General features: G+C 59.3%; 12 protein-coding genes. 5 read left to right on the top strand and 7 right to left on the bottom strand.

Annotation, left to right across the window (positions count from 1 at the left end):
- Nucleotides 1-208: hypothetical protein (locus tag VMJ32_10895; GenBank protein ID HTQ39528.1), on the bottom strand; the 208-nt coding region annotated here is incomplete at its 3' end.
- A gap of 324 nt (nucleotides 209-532) precedes the next feature.
- On the opposite strand from VMJ32_10895, the gene VMJ32_10890 reads away from it, so the two are divergent.
- The 3 genes from VMJ32_10890 (at nucleotide 533) to VMJ32_10880 (ending at nucleotide 4,132) form a co-directional block, all read left to right on the top strand.
- A complete protein-coding gene (locus tag VMJ32_10890; protein ID HTQ39527.1) occupies nucleotides 533-1,432 on the top strand; it encodes a phosphoribosylaminoimidazolesuccinocarboxamide synthase in 900 nt (299 codons plus the stop codon).
- A 131-nt stretch (nucleotides 1,433-1,563) separates the two neighbouring features.
- Complete coding sequence (gene aroC, locus VMJ32_10885) at nucleotides 1,564-2,703, top strand: chorismate synthase (protein HTQ39526.1); 1,140 nt, start codon at nucleotides 1,564-1,566, stop codon at nucleotides 2,701-2,703.
- A gap of 109 nt (nucleotides 2,704-2,812) precedes the next feature.
- Nucleotides 2,813-4,132, top strand: a complete 1,320-nt coding sequence (locus VMJ32_10880; protein ID HTQ39525.1) for a hypothetical protein — start codon at nucleotides 2,813-2,815, stop codon at nucleotides 4,130-4,132.
- Between the two features lie 111 nt (nucleotides 4,133-4,243).
- Here VMJ32_10880 and ccsA read toward each other — a convergent pair whose 3' ends face one another.
- The 6 genes from ccsA to ilvD all read right to left on the bottom strand — a co-directional run bounded on the left by ccsA (nucleotide 4,244) and on the right by ilvD (nucleotide 14,367).
- Entirely contained in the window at nucleotides 4,244-8,122 is a 3,879-nt protein-coding gene (gene ccsA / locus VMJ32_10875) for a cytochrome c biogenesis protein CcsA (GenBank protein HTQ39524.1), read from the bottom strand.
- 51 nt (nucleotides 8,123-8,173) lie between these two features.
- The gene (locus tag VMJ32_10870) at nucleotides 8,174-9,433 is read right to left on the bottom strand and encodes a hypothetical protein (protein ID HTQ39523.1); all 1,260 of its coding nucleotides are present in this window, start codon (nucleotides 9,431-9,433) and stop codon (nucleotides 8,174-8,176) included.
- Nucleotides 9,434-9,675: 242 nt separating this feature from the next.
- Nucleotides 9,676-10,473 carry an OmpA family protein gene (locus tag VMJ32_10865; protein ID HTQ39522.1) on the bottom strand — a complete coding sequence of 266 codons (798 nt, stop codon included), beginning with the start codon at nucleotides 10,471-10,473 and terminating at the stop codon, nucleotides 9,676-9,678.
- Between the two features lie 53 nt (nucleotides 10,474-10,526).
- Nucleotides 10,527-11,999 (bottom strand): helix-turn-helix domain-containing protein, encoded by a 1,473-nt coding sequence (locus tag VMJ32_10860; GenBank protein ID HTQ39521.1) that lies wholly within the window; start codon nucleotides 11,997-11,999, stop codon nucleotides 10,527-10,529.
- A gap of 44 nt (nucleotides 12,000-12,043) precedes the next feature.
- Nucleotides 12,044-12,382: a hypothetical protein gene (locus tag VMJ32_10855; GenBank protein HTQ39520.1), complete on the bottom strand. Its 339-nt coding sequence runs from the start codon at nucleotides 12,380-12,382 to the stop codon at nucleotides 12,044-12,046.
- A 290-nt stretch (nucleotides 12,383-12,672) separates the two neighbouring features.
- On the bottom strand, nucleotides 12,673-14,367 hold the full coding sequence (gene ilvD / locus VMJ32_10850; protein HTQ39519.1) for a dihydroxy-acid dehydratase: 1,695 nt from the start codon (nucleotides 14,365-14,367) through the stop codon (nucleotides 12,673-12,675).
- A gap of 252 nt (nucleotides 14,368-14,619) precedes the next feature.
- Between ilvD and VMJ32_10845 the strand changes: the two genes are divergently transcribed.
- Both VMJ32_10845 and VMJ32_10840 read left to right on the top strand, forming a co-directional pair.
- On the top strand, nucleotides 14,620-15,243 hold the full coding sequence (locus VMJ32_10845; protein ID HTQ39518.1) for an HAD family phosphatase: 624 nt from the start codon (nucleotides 14,620-14,622) through the stop codon (nucleotides 15,241-15,243).
- A 242-nt stretch (nucleotides 15,244-15,485) separates the two neighbouring features.
- Nucleotides 15,486-17,696, top strand: a complete 2,211-nt coding sequence (locus VMJ32_10840) for an MFS transporter (protein ID HTQ39517.1) — start codon at nucleotides 15,486-15,488, stop codon at nucleotides 17,694-17,696.
- Nucleotides 17,697-17,771 lie beyond the last annotated feature (75 nt).

The raw sequence follows: 17,771 nt of genomic DNA, 5'->3' as shown, positions 1-17,771 counted from the left end.
GCAGCATGCCGCCACGCTCGGCTACAGGCCATAAAATGTTGAAAGTGCCCGATTCGTCTTCGTCGCGCTCGACCGTCAATTCGCCGCTGGTGCCGGCGGTTACGCGGCAAATAAAGGGCAAGCGATCTCGTCCGCAAATATGGGCTGTTTGAATAGCCTGCGGCGACACGCGATTGGGCTGCGGAACCAGGAATCGTATCTGGCCCATGGCGTGTATCGCAAATGAGAAGAATCAGAAGAGGGGGCGAAATAAAGTCAAAGGCGAATCAGCGGCGAAAGGAGATTCTCGCCGCGAACGTCGGCCGCGAACTTCTCCAATGTAACATCCACAATGCCGCGACATCAACCGAGTCCTACCCGGCCGCCGGGCAGATTGGTATATTCAGGCGTCAGCAACGAGTTTCGAACACAACACGCCGCTGCCAGCGATCGGTCAGCCACTCCAACGTTTTCGCCTTGCCATCGTTGACAGATCGCCGTTCCGCGAATCGTTCACCCCTGTTGTACATGATTTCTTAATTCACAACATCTCATGCCTACGACCTTCTCCCCGCCGCTGTTGGAAACGAACATCCCCGGCTGGCCCGTCCGCCGCGGCAAAGTGCGCGATTGCTACGATTTGGGCGACCGCCTGCTGCTGGTCAGCACTGACCGCATCAGTGCGTTCGATTGGGTTTTGCCTACCGGCATTCCCGACAAGGGGCGCGTGCTGACGCAAATTAGCGCCTTCTGGTTTGGACAACTGGGGGAAACGCATCATCTGCTTTCCATGAATGTCGACGATTTCGGCCTTCCGGCCGGCGTTGATCCCGAGCCGCTGGCCGGCCGCAGTATGCTCTGCCGCAAAACCGATGTGGTTCCCATCGAGTGCGTGGTCCGGGGCTACCTGTCCGGCTCCGGCTGGAAAGAATATCAAAAAACCAGCTCGGTGTGCGGCATTCGCTTGCCCGGCGGCCTGAAGGAAAGCGACCAACTTCCCGAGCCGATTTTTACGCCGGCCACCAAAGAAGAAACGGGGCACGACATCAACATTTCGTTTGAGCAAATGGTGGAAATCGTCGGGCGAGAAACCGCCGACGAACTGCGCCACCGCAGTGTTTCCATTTATCGCCGTGGTGCGGAACTGGCACGCCGGCGCGGCATCATCATTGCCGACACCAAGTTCGAATGGGGCCGTGTCGGCGGTGAAACTATTCTCATTGACGAAGTCCTGACGCCCGACAGTTCCCGCTTTTGGCCCGCCGATCAATATCATCCCGGCCAGGGGCAGGCCTCGTTCGACAAGCAATTTGTCCGCGATTGGCTGGAAACCACCGCCTGGGACAAAAACAGCCCGCCGCCGCCGCTGCCCGATGATGTTGTCGCCCGCACGCGCGAAAAATACATCGAGGCTTACGAGCAACTGACCGGCCAGAAATTCGCGTGGGCATAAGTGCAAGCGTCCTAGCATCGCAGAAATCTGCCTACCTTCGTCTTCGGCATCCAAGTACAATTGAGAGGTTCGGCGCTGGTGCTGCGCGCCGTTGCTTCCCAATCGAAATTCCCAACCCCTTCCCAGGCCACATGTTGCGTTACCTCACCGCCGGTGAATCGCACGGCAAAGCCATTGTGGCTTTGATCGATGGCTTTCCCGCCGGTCTGACCATCGACACCGCTCCCATCGACGTGGAGCTGCGCCGTCGTCAGGGTGGTTACGGCCGTGGCGGGCGGCAGCGCATCGAAACCGACACCGTCGAAATCCTGACCGGCATTTGGCAAAACGTCACGCTCGGCAGCCCCATCGCGCTTGAGGTCGTCAACAAAGATTACAAACTCGAACGGCTGGAAGATTTGGACCGCCCGCGCCCCGGCCACGCCGACCTGACCGGCGCCATCAAATACCTCGGCTCCATCCGCAGCGTGTTGGAACGGGCCAGCGCCCGTGAAACCACCGTGCGTGTGGCGGCCGGGGCATTGGCCAGGCAACTGCTGGCGCAATTCGACATTGAAGTGCTCGGCTACGTGGTCGAACTGGGCGGCATGAAAATCGAACCGCAACCCGGCGACATCACAAAGCATAAGCAGCTGCGCGATCAAAGCGAAATTTACTCGCTCAATCCGCAGCAGGACGCACAGTTCAAGCAACTGATCGACGCCGCCGGCAAAGATGGCGACACGCTGGGCGGCATTCTCGAAGTCCGCGTGGAAGGCCTGCCGTTTGGCCTGGGGAGCCACACGCAGTGGGATCGCAAGCTCGACGGCCGCTTGGCCCAGGCTGTGATGTCCATTCAGGCCATCAAAGGCGTGGAAATTGGCCTGGGGTTCGAAGCCGCCCGTCGCCGCGGCTCCAAAGTCCACGATCCCATTCAATTCGACGAATCGCAGCGCAACACCCCCAACCTCGGCTTTGTGCGCCCCACGAACAACGCCGGCGGACTGGAAGCCGGCATGACCAACGGCCAGCCGCTGATTGTGCGGGCCGCCAAAAAACCCATCAGCACACTCCGCAAGCCGTTGGAATCGGTGAATTTGAAAACGCACCAGCCCGAAAGCGCCGCCTACGAACGCAGCGACGTATGCGCCGTGGCCGCCGCCAGCGTGATTGTGGAAAACGTGGTGGCGTTCGAGGTGGCCGCGGCCCTGATCGATAAATTCGGCGGCGACAGCCTGAAAGAAATGAAATCCCGTTACGATTTGTTTTTGAATCTGGCCCGAGAACGGTAGCAAACAAAGCAACTAACGACTAGCCATTAGCCAAAGAGGCGAAAACCGCAATCTGAATTCTTGCTAATCGCTAATTGCTAATCGCTAATCGCTTCCCCTGGAGACACGGATGTTTCCCTTGCACGAGCGCACCCGACGTTTCATTTGCCGCACGCTGTTCTTGCTGTGCGGTGTGTTGCCCACGGCCACGGTGCTGGCCTGGTGCATTCGCGTGAATAGCGCGGCCCAAGCCACGGCGGTTCGGGCTCAGCTCGAATCGGCGCTGGGTCTGAAGGTTCAGCTCAGCGCTGTCGCCTTTCCGCGGCCCGGCTGCACCTTGCTGCACGGCGTGGAACTGCTAGATCCGGACAGCGGCGAAACCATCGCCGCCGCGCGCTTAGTGGAGCTCAACGAAAACGCTTCCGGGATTATCCTGGCAACGCTCTCGCAGCCCGAATTGCAATTGTCGCATGCCGCGGCGCTGAAAGCCCTCGTCGACCGCCGCCTGCATGGCTGGGCGTCCGACATTCGTCTCGTTGGCAGCGAGCTCACGCTGCATTGGCCCGGCGGCGATCAAACCCTGGTCGATTGCGGCGCATTCTTCGAAAACTCCAGCGATGCCCAGCGCACGTCGTTCGTGTTTCGTCTGCCGAACACGCCCGATGCCGATGCATCGCGCCAAATCGTGCAATTCCAGCGCCACAGCGTCACCGCCGCTCCCGACGCGCGCGCAGCGGCCGGCGTCAATGACGGCGGCAACAATTGTGACATCGTGATTCAATCGCTCCCCTACCCGGTGGTTTGTGCCACTCTTGGGCTGGAAAATCACTTGGGGTCGGATTGCCTATGCAGCGCGAAAATTCGGGCGTGCGAAACGCCCGACGGTTGGCAAGCGGAAGTAACCGCCGGCGGGCTACAGAACATCGATTTGCACCGGCTCGTTAGCGAGCAGTTTCCGCATCAAATGAGCGGCGTTGCCGAAGCGACCATCAACCACGCGCTGTTCCATGCCGGCCGATTGGAAGAAGCCACGGGCAGCATTCACGCCGGGCCAGGCGTGGTCAGCGGTTCATTGTTGCGATCGGCGGCCGAATTCCTTCGCATGCGCGCCGGCGGTACGATTCGGGACGATGAGCTGTTGCCCTATGCCGAATGTTCGGCCGCGTTCGTTTTGGACACCAAGGGTCTGGCGATTCACGGCCATTGCCAGCAAAGCGAGCCCGGCGCCGTGATCCGTGCCGGCAATGCGATGTTGCTTGCCGAATCCGGTGGCGCCCCTGTGCCTGTCGTGGCGCTGATCAAAATGCTGGTGCCCGACAGCCGCGTGCAAGTGCCCGCCACGCGCCAAACCGATTGGCTCCAGCGGATGTTGCCGGTGCCCGACGTTGTGCCCGGCGACCCGCAATCGCCGCCGCAAGCCCGCCTCCGCGGTGGACGAGATTTACACTGAGAAAATAACCAATGACCATCCCGGCGCGCCGGGACCAATGACCAATGTTTTGCTGCCGCCTGATTGGTCATTCGTGCTTGGTCATTGGTCATTCACCATCTTTGGTCATTCTCACGCCGCGGCCTGTGGTCTGTTGCTGCGCCAATAGCGCTGCGGCAATAATCCAATCGCAATCATCAGTAGTTGGCTGGCGCAAACGATCGCCAGGGCCAGCAGCACTCCTTCAGTAAAGCCGTACGAGTGCAGTCCCACGCCCAGTTGGTTCACGCCGAAGTACGACCAACTGACCACAATGTTCCCGCCGATGGTCAACAGCGCCAATCCGCGATCTTTCACCAAGCCATCCCACCGGGCATGCAGCACCAGCGCGTTCCATAGCACGATGATGAGCGCGCCGTTTTCCTTCGGGTCCCAGCCCCAAAAACGGCCCCAGGAATCGTCGGCCCATAGCCCGCCCAGCACCGTGCCGACAAAGCTGAAGAAAATTGCAAAGCACACTGTGCCATAAATCATGCGGGCCAAATCTTTGCCGTCGCTCGTGCTTAACGAACGGGTAAACAAGCCGCGGACCACGTAAATTAATCCCAGCAATCCGGCGACATAGGTGGCGGCGTAGCCCAGGTTCACCACCGTCACGTGCGTAGCCAGCCAGAATTGGGTATCGAGGACGGCCTGCATCACGCTGATGGTGTCGCCGCCAGTGGAGGGTTCCAATAGAAGTGTTAGCCGGTCGGCCAACAGCAGCGAGACGAATCCGGCCAACGACGCCACCACGTTGCCAAATCCCAAATGATAAACCGATTCCAGAATCAAACCCGAAAGCACCGCCCCCCAGCCGATAAAGATGGCGGTCGAATACAAATTGATGACTGGCGGCCGGCCCGAAATGTAAATCCGGGCCCCCAGCGCAAACGTGTGCACCAAAAACGTAACGGCAATCAGCCAAAACGCGGTCCGGTTCAGCGTCCGGCTCCAGCCAAGCCACGACAGCGCCACGAAGCAAAACGCCACGAAGTACAGCCATTGGCAATCGAAAAACGGACTCCAATGATTGAACCACGCCTCGAACCCAGGCACGGCATGCTCCATTTGCACCGGAGGCTTTTCCGCCAGTGACATCGAGTAATCGACCACCGCCCGATTGAACGCGCCGGCATCGCCCTGGGCATAAGCGTCATAGATATTTTGCAGCGACGTGGCCGCCGGGTTAGTCGGCTGCTGCCGCAAGTCGGCGAAATAATTCCGCAGCCAGGCCATGGTGTACGGTTCCCACGTGGCGGCGGCCGCCTCGACCGGCTGCGCGGCTGCGTGCAAATCGCGCGATTGCAGCGTGGGAACCGCCAGCGGTGGATGCACTTCGGCATGCGGTTTCATAATCGCCTGCATCAGTTGCGCTAAACCCACAAGGCGATTTTTAATTTGCGCCGTCGTCTTTTCCGCCGCCTCTGGATCGGCCTTCGCCTCTTCGTCCGTAGGCAGCGGCGGCACCGGCCGGTTCCAGAACGAGCCCTGTAACACGTAATACAAATCCATCCGGCTTTGCAGTTCCGAAAGTTTTTTTTCCAGCACCGAAAACGTTCCCGACGTGCGATCGCCCAACGCATCGAACGCTTTTTCCATTTCCTTCGGGTCTTTATTGATTTCGTTCCACGAATAGCGGTAGTACTCGCGCCGCGGCAAACCGAGCATGTTCAGCAAATCAAGATTATCCACGCGGAACACGTGCAGCCGGTCGGCCACTTCCGGCCGCGCCGCCACTTCCAAGAGCCACTTCACCGCCGGCTGGTACTCCCGCTTGATGTCCACTTCCCGCGCCGGCTGGTCGCCGGTGCTAATCATGGCTTTGACCGTGGGCCGACCGTTGTCTTCCAGCCGCTCCGTGGCGGTTTTCAAAGTCAGCTCACCGTCGGCAACATGATCCAGCGACACAATGCGATCTTTCGGAACAATGCCCGCCAGCTCGGCCGCGCTGCCTGGTATGACCGATACCACCTCCAGCCCACTTTTTTCGTCTTGGTCGGCCTTCAATTCGATGCCCGATTGATCGAGATACGCTTCCCGCGAGCAGAGCAACCGCAGCGTGTTGCGGGCCAGTGAATCCATCGGCTGCACGCGCCCGCCGGACATGACGGGCAATTTGCCGAAGTTGTATAAATCGAACTCCTTGGGACCTACGTTTGGCACGTAAGCCGCATAGGCCAAAGCGGCGACCGCTAAAGCCGCCACGGCCACCGGCAGCGCGATCGACGGTTTGCCCGCAGTCTGTCGGGCGGCGGCTCGCAACAGCGCGGCCTGGCCTTCTTCCCGCCGGCGCAAAAACCGCACCAGCGTCAGGCTGAAATGCGCCAACAAGCCCGTGGCCACAATCATGCAGGCGATGTACGGAATCATCCAACCGAAGTTCGTGACCACTTGCAGCGTGGTGGCTTTGACGCCGGTGCCGCTGCGCACACCGTCGTCAAATTCGCTTTGATAGAACGTTTCGCCGCCGTAGCGCAGCGGCTCGTTCATGCGAATATCGACCCGCCGATCGACATTTCGCGCCGGATCGACCAATTGCAAGTCCGACGAATAATTCCGCGGAATGCTGGTGCCCAAATACATGTCGCCCCGCACTTCGTGCAAGTGCATGGCGTACGGCTTGTAATCGCGCTGGAAGCGCAGCGCGATTTCGTACTCTTTGTCACCGACCGCCGCTTTTTGCTCCGGCGGATAGCCCACGCCCACCAAGTACGTGCCCAGCGGTTTGCCGGAACCTTTTTCGGTCAGCCGCAAATAGGCCGCCGCTTCGTTCAAGCGATCGCCGCTGTCGGCGCCGGTCACGGTATGCTGGGGTTCGATCATGAGGATTTTGCCAATGCCCGCGTCGGCAATCGGCTTATCTTCCGGCGTGGCTTCACGCAGCAAGGAATTCTCGTAGTAATCGAGCACTTCCACGTCAAAGGGAAGCTGCGTATCGGAAATGGCCTTTTTGGCCGTCAGGCTGTCGCGCAACGCTTGTTCCGGAATCACCGTGACGTCATCTTCGGTCGTGCTCGATTTTTTATCGATCACCGCCAGTTCCACGGTGCGGACGTCGCTGGCGTAATTGGCCGTTTGACCTTCGGTAATCCGCATTTGCTCTTCTTTGTGCAGGCAATACACGACGAGTTGATTGACCATGATCAGGCCAATGCCGGCATGCAACAGCACGATGCCGGCCCGCTTGCGAAACGCCAAAACGCAGCCGATCAACAACACCCCGGCGGCAAATTCTCCTTCCAAGAGTTGCCATAATATGCGCATGGCCGATGGATTCAAATCTTGCGCGTCGACGTGAAACAGCAAAAACGCCAGCAGGCTCAGCAGCCCAATTCCCACGCCCAATAGCACGCCGCGTTCCAGTTTTCGGCTGGCATCGATCTGAAACAGCGTCACCGCAATGCCGACGCAAGCGCAGGCCAAAGCGCCCAGAAAAATTTTCCAGAGCATCAGCCAATCGATGGGCGAACTGGTTTGCGAACCGTCTTTGCCCGGCCCGGCCACAATCACCAACCACGTCACCAGGCAGCCCACGGCAATTACTCCCAGCCCGCTCCACAATCGCAGCCCCTTGGTTTGCGCTTTGAACCGCACCGCATGAGCGGCCAATAAATTCACGGCCATCAGCCCGCCAAGGGCAAATCCGCCGGGAAACGGAAAGCTGCCCGGCAAGTTCAACAGCCCGGGCGAATCGGAAAACCACGCCGGCGGAAAAAAGGTTTTGAATTCAATCCAACCCAGCAGTGTGAAAAAATAATGGTCCTGCACCCACAACACGTCGTGCCGGGCCTGGGCCAGCGTGCCGGCGAAAATTAAAAAGATCGCCAGGGCGAATAGCGTCACGGTTAGCTTCAAAGATGCCAGCGGTTTGAAAACAGCGATGACGCCCGCGCGCAAAGAAGATTTTGCCCGTGCATGGCCGGTGACATGCAAGTGCGAGGTGCCGCTGGGTAGCGCGCCGGTAGCCATGCGTTCGAATTCCCGCCTGTTCAATTTACCACATTGAAATTTACTGCGTAATCAATTCGCCGCGGGGCCGAATTTCACGGAGCCGATAAACTTCTCGAAGTTCGCCCGCTGGCTATCCGCGACGGCCGCCTCGGCCTTCAGCGCGAAAATCCAATTCACTCCGTCGTGCCCCACCACCACGGCCACAATCGACCTCCGCGGACTGGTTCTCTCCGGACCGACCAATTGCACCCATTGGGCCGGCTGTCCATCTACTTTATACGGTTTTGCCTCGGCCGCTAGTTCGTCTTCCGAAGCGGCAGCCAGGCCCAATTGTGCGCGCCAGCGGTTGACATTGGCGGCAATTCCTGCGGCCGACTCCGGCAACGGCGTAATCGTCACTTCCGGCCGGGGCGAATTCTCGCCGACCGCAAACGCCGCCACGGCAAACGTCGGCAGGGCCGCCTTTTTCCACCCGCTGGGCGCGGTAAACGTGAACGGCAAATCGGGCGTGCTGGCAGTGTCTTGCTCCGCCGAAGAATTCGCCGCCGGTGGATGACCGGCGGGCAATGAATCTGCGATGGGCGGATGGCCGGTTGGAAGTGAATCTGCCATCGGGGGATGACCCGGCGGTAACGGACCAGGACCACTTGCCGCGCCGGCAAACGGCGGCGTCATGCCTCCGGCTTTGAATTTTCCTTTCAGGTCGATCAACGTCGCTTTACCATCCGCCAAATCCAGCGTGCGAATGTTCTCCGCCATCACAGCGGCATCGACCGGCTTTAATTGCATTTGCCCCCGCCAGCGGTTGACGTTCATCAGCAGCCGTTCGTCACTCTCAGCCACAGGCCAGGGAATCATGCCCACCGAGATTTCCAGCGGCGGCTGCTCGTCGGGAATGGTGATGGTGGCCAAACGCATTTCCGAAGTGCCGGCCTTCTGCGTCCATCCATCGGGAAGCTTCCACTGCGGTTGTCCGCCGGGTTTCTCTGGAAAGGTTATCGATTGAACCAGCCCTTCCAGCGCGGCCGCATGCTTGTCGACGGCTTCAATCGACCCGGTCAGTTTGAACGTCCATGCCGCATTGCCGTGCGGCACCATGGCGGCCAGCATGCGGTCTGTTGGCGCACTTTCTGCGCTGGCAGCGCCTGGGCTGTCGGTGCTGGCGGATTCGGTCTCCGCGGGCGGCGTGCTGACTTCCGGCTCCTTGGGCACGCGGTAATGGGCAATTTCAGTCGCCCTTTGGCAACCGCCCAAAAACATTGAAGTCGCCACAAGCACCGTGGTCGACAATCTCCACCGGGAGCGTGGGCAAACGCTTTCACAATCCATGGGCATCTCGCGGGTGGGGCGGCCAAAATCGCCGCCGAAGCGAAAAAAGAGGCGCTCAGGCAGGTTCGCAGCGCCTCATCATCCTAGCAATGTCCGCCAAACAAAATCGCCTTCTCTAACTGCGATTATAAAGCGGCCGTGGCCCAAAAGTAAGGGCCGAAAAGAGAACCCGCTCGCTAGCCTCGTTGCTAAACCGCAAGCGTCGCGGATCAATGCCGAGTTTCCAAATTTCCCATTCCGCACTAATACAGCGTCGTCGTGGTTTCGGTCCAACCGACGATGGGCGCCTCCGGCGGCAGCACGAAAATTTCCACCCGGCGATTGAGCCGCCGTTCCTCGGCGGTGGTGTTGGAGGCAATGGGCTCGTGATCGCCAAAGCCCGAGACGCCAATTCGCTGTGCCGGGACGCCGGCTTGCTTGAGATAATCGGCAACGGCCAAGGCCCGGGCCGCGCTGAGATGGAAATTGTCTGGATATTTTTCTCGCACTTCGCGCTTGGCGATTTTTAAGGCGTCGGTGTGCCCCACGACCATCAGCTTCAAATCGCGCGCTTCGGGGGCGCGCAGAATGCGGGCAAATTCGCCCAGCATTTGTTGGGCATCGTCTTTCAAATCGGCTTGGCCGGGATCGAAGAGCACGTCGGAATCGAGCTTGGCGGCGCCGGTGGCGGTATCGTACTGCAGGCTGGGGTAGCGGCGCGACAAATTGGCCAGCTGCGTGCTCAAGCCGGGGGGCAAGCGATTTCCGTTGCCGTCGGAAAGTTCGCTTTGCAGCGCGGCCAGGCGTTTGTGATCGGCCTGCGCTTGCTGATCCAGCGCCGCCAACTGCTCTTCGGACTGAATCAGCTTGTCTTCCAGCTTGTGGTTGTGCGTTTGTAGATTATCGATCTCGGCTTGCTGCGACTGGCTTTGCTCCGACAGCAGCCGATTTTGTTCCTGGGCGGCGGTCAATTCGCCCCGCGGCGCAAACGCGCAGCCGGAAAGCATTATGGTGCCTGTGAAAGCCGCCAACCAAGCGGCGTATTGAGGATTATGACACATTGTTCGACTCCTTTCGAACTCGCAGCGAGTGGCCAGCGGCCATTGCTTGCCGCCTATTTTTCCATCCACCCCACGGTCTTGCCAATGGAATCCATGATGGAACTGTTCACGGGGTAAGGGCCGTCCCAACTCCACATATTCCGCACCAGGTCAAAGGTCATCATGCCGCAGAGCATCAAGAGCACCACGCAAACCGAGAGCAGAGCGATGTTGGCCGTGGAATAGGGCGCTTCCCCACCAGGCGCCGCACCGGCCGCGCCGGCCATCATTGCCGAAGTTGCGGCAAACGGCGAGCTGGCGCCCATCAGCGGCGAACCTCCGCTCATCGCGGTTGTCGGTTCTTCTTCCAGCATCCCCGTGCCGGTGACCGCGGGCGCAAACATGCCGGAGCTCATTTCGTCGTCGGTGTCCAAGGCAATGACTTGCGAGCCGCTGTCGGACGAATCTTCACCGGTGTCGTCCATGGCGGTCAGCAAAAAGTCGTCTTCGGCCTTCAACTCAATGGGGGCTTCCGCCACAATTTCTTCCGTGATGTCCGCCCCTTCCGTGGGCATATCGAGCAAGCGCCGGGCGGAGCTTCCCAAAGCCAAGGGCTGCTCGAGGGAGAGCCCGCTATCGGAAGCGCTGATGAGTTGAATGCCGCTGTCGCTGGGGCTTTGCGTTAAATCTGATCCGCTGCCCGATTTGCTGCCTCCGACCACTACTTCCAATTCTTCATCGCCCAGTTTGATCGACGAGCCGGACGTTTTTTTGGAGCCCTCCGCGGGCTTGGGCGCGGCATCGGACGGCGGGCCGACTTCCATCAGCTTTAATTCTTCGTCGGATAACTGCAAGGCATCGGAGCCGAACAACTTGTCGCTGCTGCCGCCGCTTTTTTTGTCCCCTTCCGGGCTGGGAACCAATTTCACTTCGCCAAATCTTGCCAGTGCGGAATCGCCCACCAAATCCAGCCCCGAGGAACCCGCATCGTGCGACTGGGTGGAACCGCCCTTTAACAGCGCGGAATTGCCGGACAGCACATTTTTGGAATCGCCAGCCGAGCTGCCGGGCAGCTTCAGGCTGCTTTCTGTTTTTCGCACCATGCTGCCGCCGGAGGCCAGGATGTCGGCGTCATCGTCGAGCGGAATTAAGACGTCATCGCTTTTCGCGGCGGCCGGGGGCAAATCCAACTCCTCGGCGGGACCTTCGTCGGGCTTGCCGATAATGGTGCTCGCCCCCTCGCTGCTGGATTTTCCCATTTCCACTTCGCTGAGGAGAATCGAATCGATTTCGTCATTCACCTGCAAGTCAATATTTTCCAAATCTTCGCCGGCGCCGCTGTCCCACACCGGGGCTTCTTCCGGCTCCGCCGGCTTTTCGTCTTTCATTTCTTCCCGATAGCGCTCGATGTCTTCCTGCTTGAATTTCCACTGGTCACCATCACGGTAAGGAAACAGCTTTTTCCGGTCGCGCAGGACCGAAACCTGCTCGGGGGTAATTCCGAGCATACGAGCGGCTTCTTCTTGATCGATAAGTTTGCGTGCCATAATTCCCTTTTCCCCCTCAACAGTTTGAACGGGAACCATCCTGGCTACCGATGATCTAATTGAGCTCGAACATCCCGGGGTAGCGGATTCACCCCGTTGAAGTCGTCAATTTGCAAATCTCCGGAAATGTTTCGCACACCTTTCAGCGTGATTGCGCCGGTCGGCAAATCCACATGATACACACACATTACGCGCTTGACGGGGTCGATCACCGTAATCTGCTGCCGGGCGTTGTCGACCTGCGTGGGCAGGGCAATCAACTCCGAAGCCGGATCATACACCGAAGGGTGTTCGGCGAAGACCGGCGTCTCACGGCCTAAAACCGACCAAACCAGCCCCACAATCAACGCACCACCAACCGCCCCAAACAATGTGGTCTTCATGGTTTACCATCCTTGGCAAAGGCCCACCGCGACCTAATATCCATTTTAGAAGCACGATTTTGAATTACAACAGTTTGACGGGCAGCGATCCGCCAGGCTTAAACCCAGAATCAGCTTGGTTTTGGCACAAATGCCCAGACCCAACAGCGCGAAAGCGCACCGCGAGACTACGCGGGCCGAAAAGTGTAGCGGCGGGCTAAAAGCAGGGCAATGCCGGTTTTGGGAGTGCTGGCAGGGTCCATCAGGGTAATTATTCGATTCTACCAAGCCAGAATACCAAGCCAGAATCGTCACTCATCCGTCACGCAGCCCAGCGAAGCGTTCTTCACGTTCTTAATGTATTTGTACAGCGTGCCCCGGGTGGCTTTGTATGCCGGGGCTTTCCAGGCAGCGCGGCGACGGGCCAGTTCATCGCCCGAAAGTTGCACGTCGATTTTGTTGGCCGCAGCGTCGATGATGATTTTGTCTCCGTCGCGGAGCAAAGCAATCGCGCCCCCTTCCTGAGCCTCGGGCGTAATGTGCCCGACGATAAAGCCGTGCGAGCCGCCGGAAAATCGCCCGTCGGTTAGCAGTGCCACATCTTTGCCCAACCCGGCGCCGACAATGGCCGAGGTGGGCGTCAGCATTTCCGGCATGCCCGGGCCGCCTTTGGGTCCTTCATAACGAATAATCACCACATCCCCTTTGACGATTTTCTTCTCCTCCAGCGCCGCCAGCATGTCTTCTTCTGAATCGAACACTTTGGCCGGCCCCTCGAACCGCTGCCCTTCCTTGCCCGTGATTTTCGCCACGGCCCCCTCGGTCGCCAAATTGCCGCGCAAAATTTGAATGTGCCCTGTTTTTTTGATCGGCTTCTCCACCGTTTGCACGACTTGTTGCCCGGCTTTCAGTCCCGGCAGCGCGGCCAAATTTTCCGCCAGCGTTTTACCAGTGACAGTCAGGCAATCGCCGTCTAGCAAACCCTCGTCGAGCAAATACTTCATCACGCCGGGCGTGCCGCCGGCATTGTGCAAATCTTCCTGTACGAACCGGCCGCTGGGCTTCAAATCGGCAATGTACGGTACGCGCTTGCTCACATGTTGAAAATCGTCGATGCCCAATTCCACGCCTGCCGTGCGGGCCATAGCAATTAAATGCAGCACCGCATTGGTCGAACCGCCCAAGGCCATCACAATGACCATCGCATTTTCAAATGCGCGGCGGGTCATAATGTCGCGGGGCTTGATGTCGCGCTCCAGCAAATTCCGAATGGCTGCGCCGGCCCGGATGCACTCATCCGCCTTGCCCGCATCTTCCGCCGGAGTGGAAGCACTGTACGGCAGCGACATGCCCAAGGCCTCGATCGCCGAGGCCATGGTGTTGGCCGTGTACATGCCGCCGCAGGCCCCGGCCCCGGGACACGATTTTTGCACGATGGTTTTGCGAGTCGCTTCGTCAATCCGGCCCGCCACAAATTCGCCGTAACATTGAAAGGCTGAAACAATGTCGAGCGTTTCTCCCTCAGCATGCCCTTCGCCAGCCCGCGGCATGTGCCCCGGCTTGATGGTGCCGCCGTATATCATCAGCGCCGGTCGATTCACGCGGGCCATGGCCATCACGCAGCCGGGCATGTTTTTGTCGCAACCGGGAATGCTGATGTTGGCGTCGTACCACTGGGCGTGCATCACGGTTTCGATCGAATCGGCAATTAAATCGCGCGATTGCAGCGAGTAGCACATCCCCTCGGTGCCCATCGAAATCCCGTCGCTTACGCCGATGGTGTTGAACCGCATGCCGACCATCCCGGCGGCCGTCACCCCTTCTTTCGCCCTGGCGGCCAGCTTGTCCAAGTGCATGTTGCAGGTGTTCCCCTCGTACCACATGCTGGCGATGCCGACCTGCGGCTTGTTCATGTCGGCTTCGCTCAGGCCGGTGCCGTACAGCATGGCTTGCGAAGCCCCTTGGCTTTTCGGTTGCGTCACGCGAGAACTAAATTTGTTGAGCATTTTTTGATTTGAGTTGGTTGTGGTGACCCGCTTGCGGTTTAGCCGCGGGCCGCAAGGCGAGCGCTTCTCCGGCGCTCCGCAATCGAACATCAATACAAACGAGCATCCTAAGTCATCCCCGGTTCGCGGTCCACTGGCGGCGCAGGTGGGCGTTTCCCCCTTACTGCGGCCTGCTATAATCGCCACTGAATTTCCGACGACAAGTCGTCGGCTTGGTTCTTTGACTCCTGAACCCTGAACCCTTGCCTGCCGATGCCTCCCGCGTTCATCTATTTCGACCTGGGCAATGTGCTGTGCTATTTCAGCCGGCCGCAGGAAATTCGGCAGGTTGCGGAGCTGAGCGGCGTGCCGGAAGACAAAGTGAAAGATGTACTCATCGGCTCGCATGCCATTTTATGGCAGTACGAACGGGGCGAGTTGAACGACGAGCAGTTTTACAGCGAATTTTGCCGCCTGACCGGCAGCGGACCCGACATGGCGGCGCTGCTGCAGGCCGATTCCGATATCTTCACGCTCAACACCGCCTTGCTGCCCTTGGTGGCGAATTTAGAAGATTCACAAATTCCGCTGGGCGTGCTGTCGAACATTTCGCCGTCGCACTGGCGGCTGGTGACCGACGGCCGCTACGGCATTTTGCCGAGGGCGTTCCAAACATTCGCGCTGAGTTACGAAATCGGCGTGCAAAAGCCCGATGAAAAAATTTACCGCCGCGCCACCGAACTGGCCGGCGTGCCCGCGGAGAGAATTTTCTTCGTCGACGACATCGAAAAAAACGTCGCCGCTGCCCGCCGCTGCGGCTGGGATGCCGTGCAATACACCTCGCCCGACGCCCTGGAACAAGAACTCCGCCGCCGCGGCGTGCACTGCAATTTTTAGCGCGCCCCTTAAATCCGCTCCACGACAATATCGCCAGCCAGTGCCACTGGTGCGGACTGCACTTTCTCCGGTATATTCGGCCCTTCCATACCGCTTGGCCCATAAGGTCGTTGCTCATTCGAATGTAGCGACGGCTGTCCCCAGCCGTTCTGTTTGAAAAAACCAGGGCGTCTGAGACAGACGCCGCTACATTCCCCAAGTTAGGCGACGATCGGACAGACCGTTGCCTTGGAGCGCTCAAATTGTTTACCCCTTCGCCCACGCTGAAATCGCGCAATTTCATCGGGCTGGTGCTGGCGCAGTTTCTGGCGGCGTTTAACGATCAGGCCAGCCACATCGTGGCTTTATTTTACGCCACCGACATGCTGGTCCGTTTCGTGGCGATCGGCTGGATCGACGCCAAGGCGGTCATCTCAATTGTCACCGCCTGCTTCATCACGCCGTTTTTTCTGTTTTCGCCGCTGGCCGGGGTGCTGGCCGACAAATACAGCAAACGCAACATCGTTGTGTTTTGGAAGCTGGCCGAAGTCGGCATTATGGCCGTGGCTTTGTTCGCCCTGGTGTTGCCGCACACGGCTGGCTGGGGTTGGGCCTCACAACAAGCGCTGGCCATCATCAGCTCCGTGCTCATGATTTCCGTCGTCTTCCTGATGGGCACGCACAGTGCGTTTTTCATTCCCGCCAAATACGGCATGATGCCGGAGATTGTAGACACCTCGGTCTTGTCACGCGGCAACGGTTTTTTGGAAGGCGCCAGTTTTGTGGCCACGATTTTGGGCACGGTCTTCGGCGGCGCAATGTATGGCTGGTTATGGATCAAATCTGAAATCGACAGCACTGCCATGGTGAACATACTGCACCCGGGCCGGGAATGGGTCATCGGCCTGGTGCTGTTTTTGCTCGCCCTGGTGGGCGCGGCGGCGTCCATGCTTATTCGCCGCATTCCGGCGGCCGCGCCTGAAATGCCACTGACGTTCAATCCCATTGTGCCGCTGAAAAAAAATCTCACGGTGCTCAATCGCTCCCGGCCGCTGATTTTGGCCGCCATCGGCATTGCGTTTTTCGCGCTGATGACGCTGTACTTGCGGCAATGCCTGCTGTTTCAGGGGGAAACCATTGAAGAAATTGTGATCGCCAGCCGGCTCCCCAAGCCACCGGCGGCCACGGCCCAGGCCCTCTCTGCCGTACGGCAGGAAAACGAAGGCCAATCGGGCGAAACCGCCTCCCCGCTCTCCAAAACCGAGACCATCGTCAGTGAAGAATCGCCCGAAGTGGCCGACGCCGTCGCCGCCAACGCGCCGTTCAAAGAAGAGCAGCATACCGAGGAATCCAAAGCGTCGCGGATCGAGTGGGAAGTATCGATTTTGCTTGGTATGGTGGGTCTGGGCGTCGGCATTGGTTGCTCGCTGGCCGGATATTTTTCCGGCAACCGGTTGGAATTGGGACTGGTGCCCATCGGCCTGTCGCTGCTGATTGCCACCACCGCCGCCCTATCGCTGGTGGTGCCCAACAAATATCAAATGATCGGCTGCCTGATCGCCGTCGGAGTGGCGGCCGGCCTGTACATTGTGCCGCTGTACACGCTGTTACAGCATCGCTCGCCGAAGGAAAGCAAAGGCAATTTGGTCGCCACCAGCAATTTTTTGAACGTGGTGGGCGGCTTGCTAGCGGTGCTGGTATTCTATTTCATCACGGCCCGGCTGCAGGGGTTTTTGGGGCTCACGCTGCACATGAAAGCCGTGAAAAGCCATCCCGATTTAATCACCGCCTACCAGGGGCAGCTCATCCGCGCCCTGCGGATTCCGAAAATACTATTCCTCTTCGCCAGCCTGATCACGCTGGTCATGCTCGCCCTGGCCTGGTGGCAACGGCCCGATTTCATTCTGCGGGCGATATCGTGGATCCGCTCCTCTCGCCGCCGCCACTCGCGCGCCTTGGGTTTTGATAACATCCCGGCCAACGGCCAGGTGATATTGATCAGCAACTCGCACGACTTCGATCACTGGATTCTCGTCGTTTCCACGGTCGATCGCTTCACGCGGTTCGTGGCCCCGCCCGATGCGCGCGGCGACCGCATGCTGCGCGACGTCGCTTTGAGCACGGGCGTCATGATCGCCGCCAACCGCAAGGTGCAGCTATCGGCGGAAGATAACGCCCTGGCCCGTGGGCTGGTCACGCTGGGGCAAAATTATCTGCTGGGTTTGAGCCTGGCGGAAGATTTTTCCGCCGACGCCGGGCAGGCTGGCCACGAGGGGGGCGAGCATTTGCTGGCCGAACTGCGGGCCAAAGTGCCGGCCACGATTTTGCCCGTCTATTGCGGCGAACAGCCCACGCATCCCGAGGAGGCGCTCCGCTTCCCCCGCCTGCACACCTATGTAGTGATTGGCGAGCCGCTGCCGCCCGACACGCCGCTAGCCGAAATTCGCGCCGCCGTGGCGGCGCTGGGAACATAGCACAAAATCGGCGATGGTATCGCCGGTGCACCGAGCAATTCCCGCTAAACCGCAAGCGAATTTAATCACTCCTCA

Source organism: Pirellulales bacterium, from assembly GCA_035499655.1.
Classification (GTDB): domain Bacteria; phylum Planctomycetota; class Planctomycetia; order Pirellulales; family JADZDJ01; genus DATJYL01.
The sequence above is the reverse complement of the archived record's forward strand: the minus strand, read 5'-3'. Positions and strand labels throughout refer to the sequence as shown.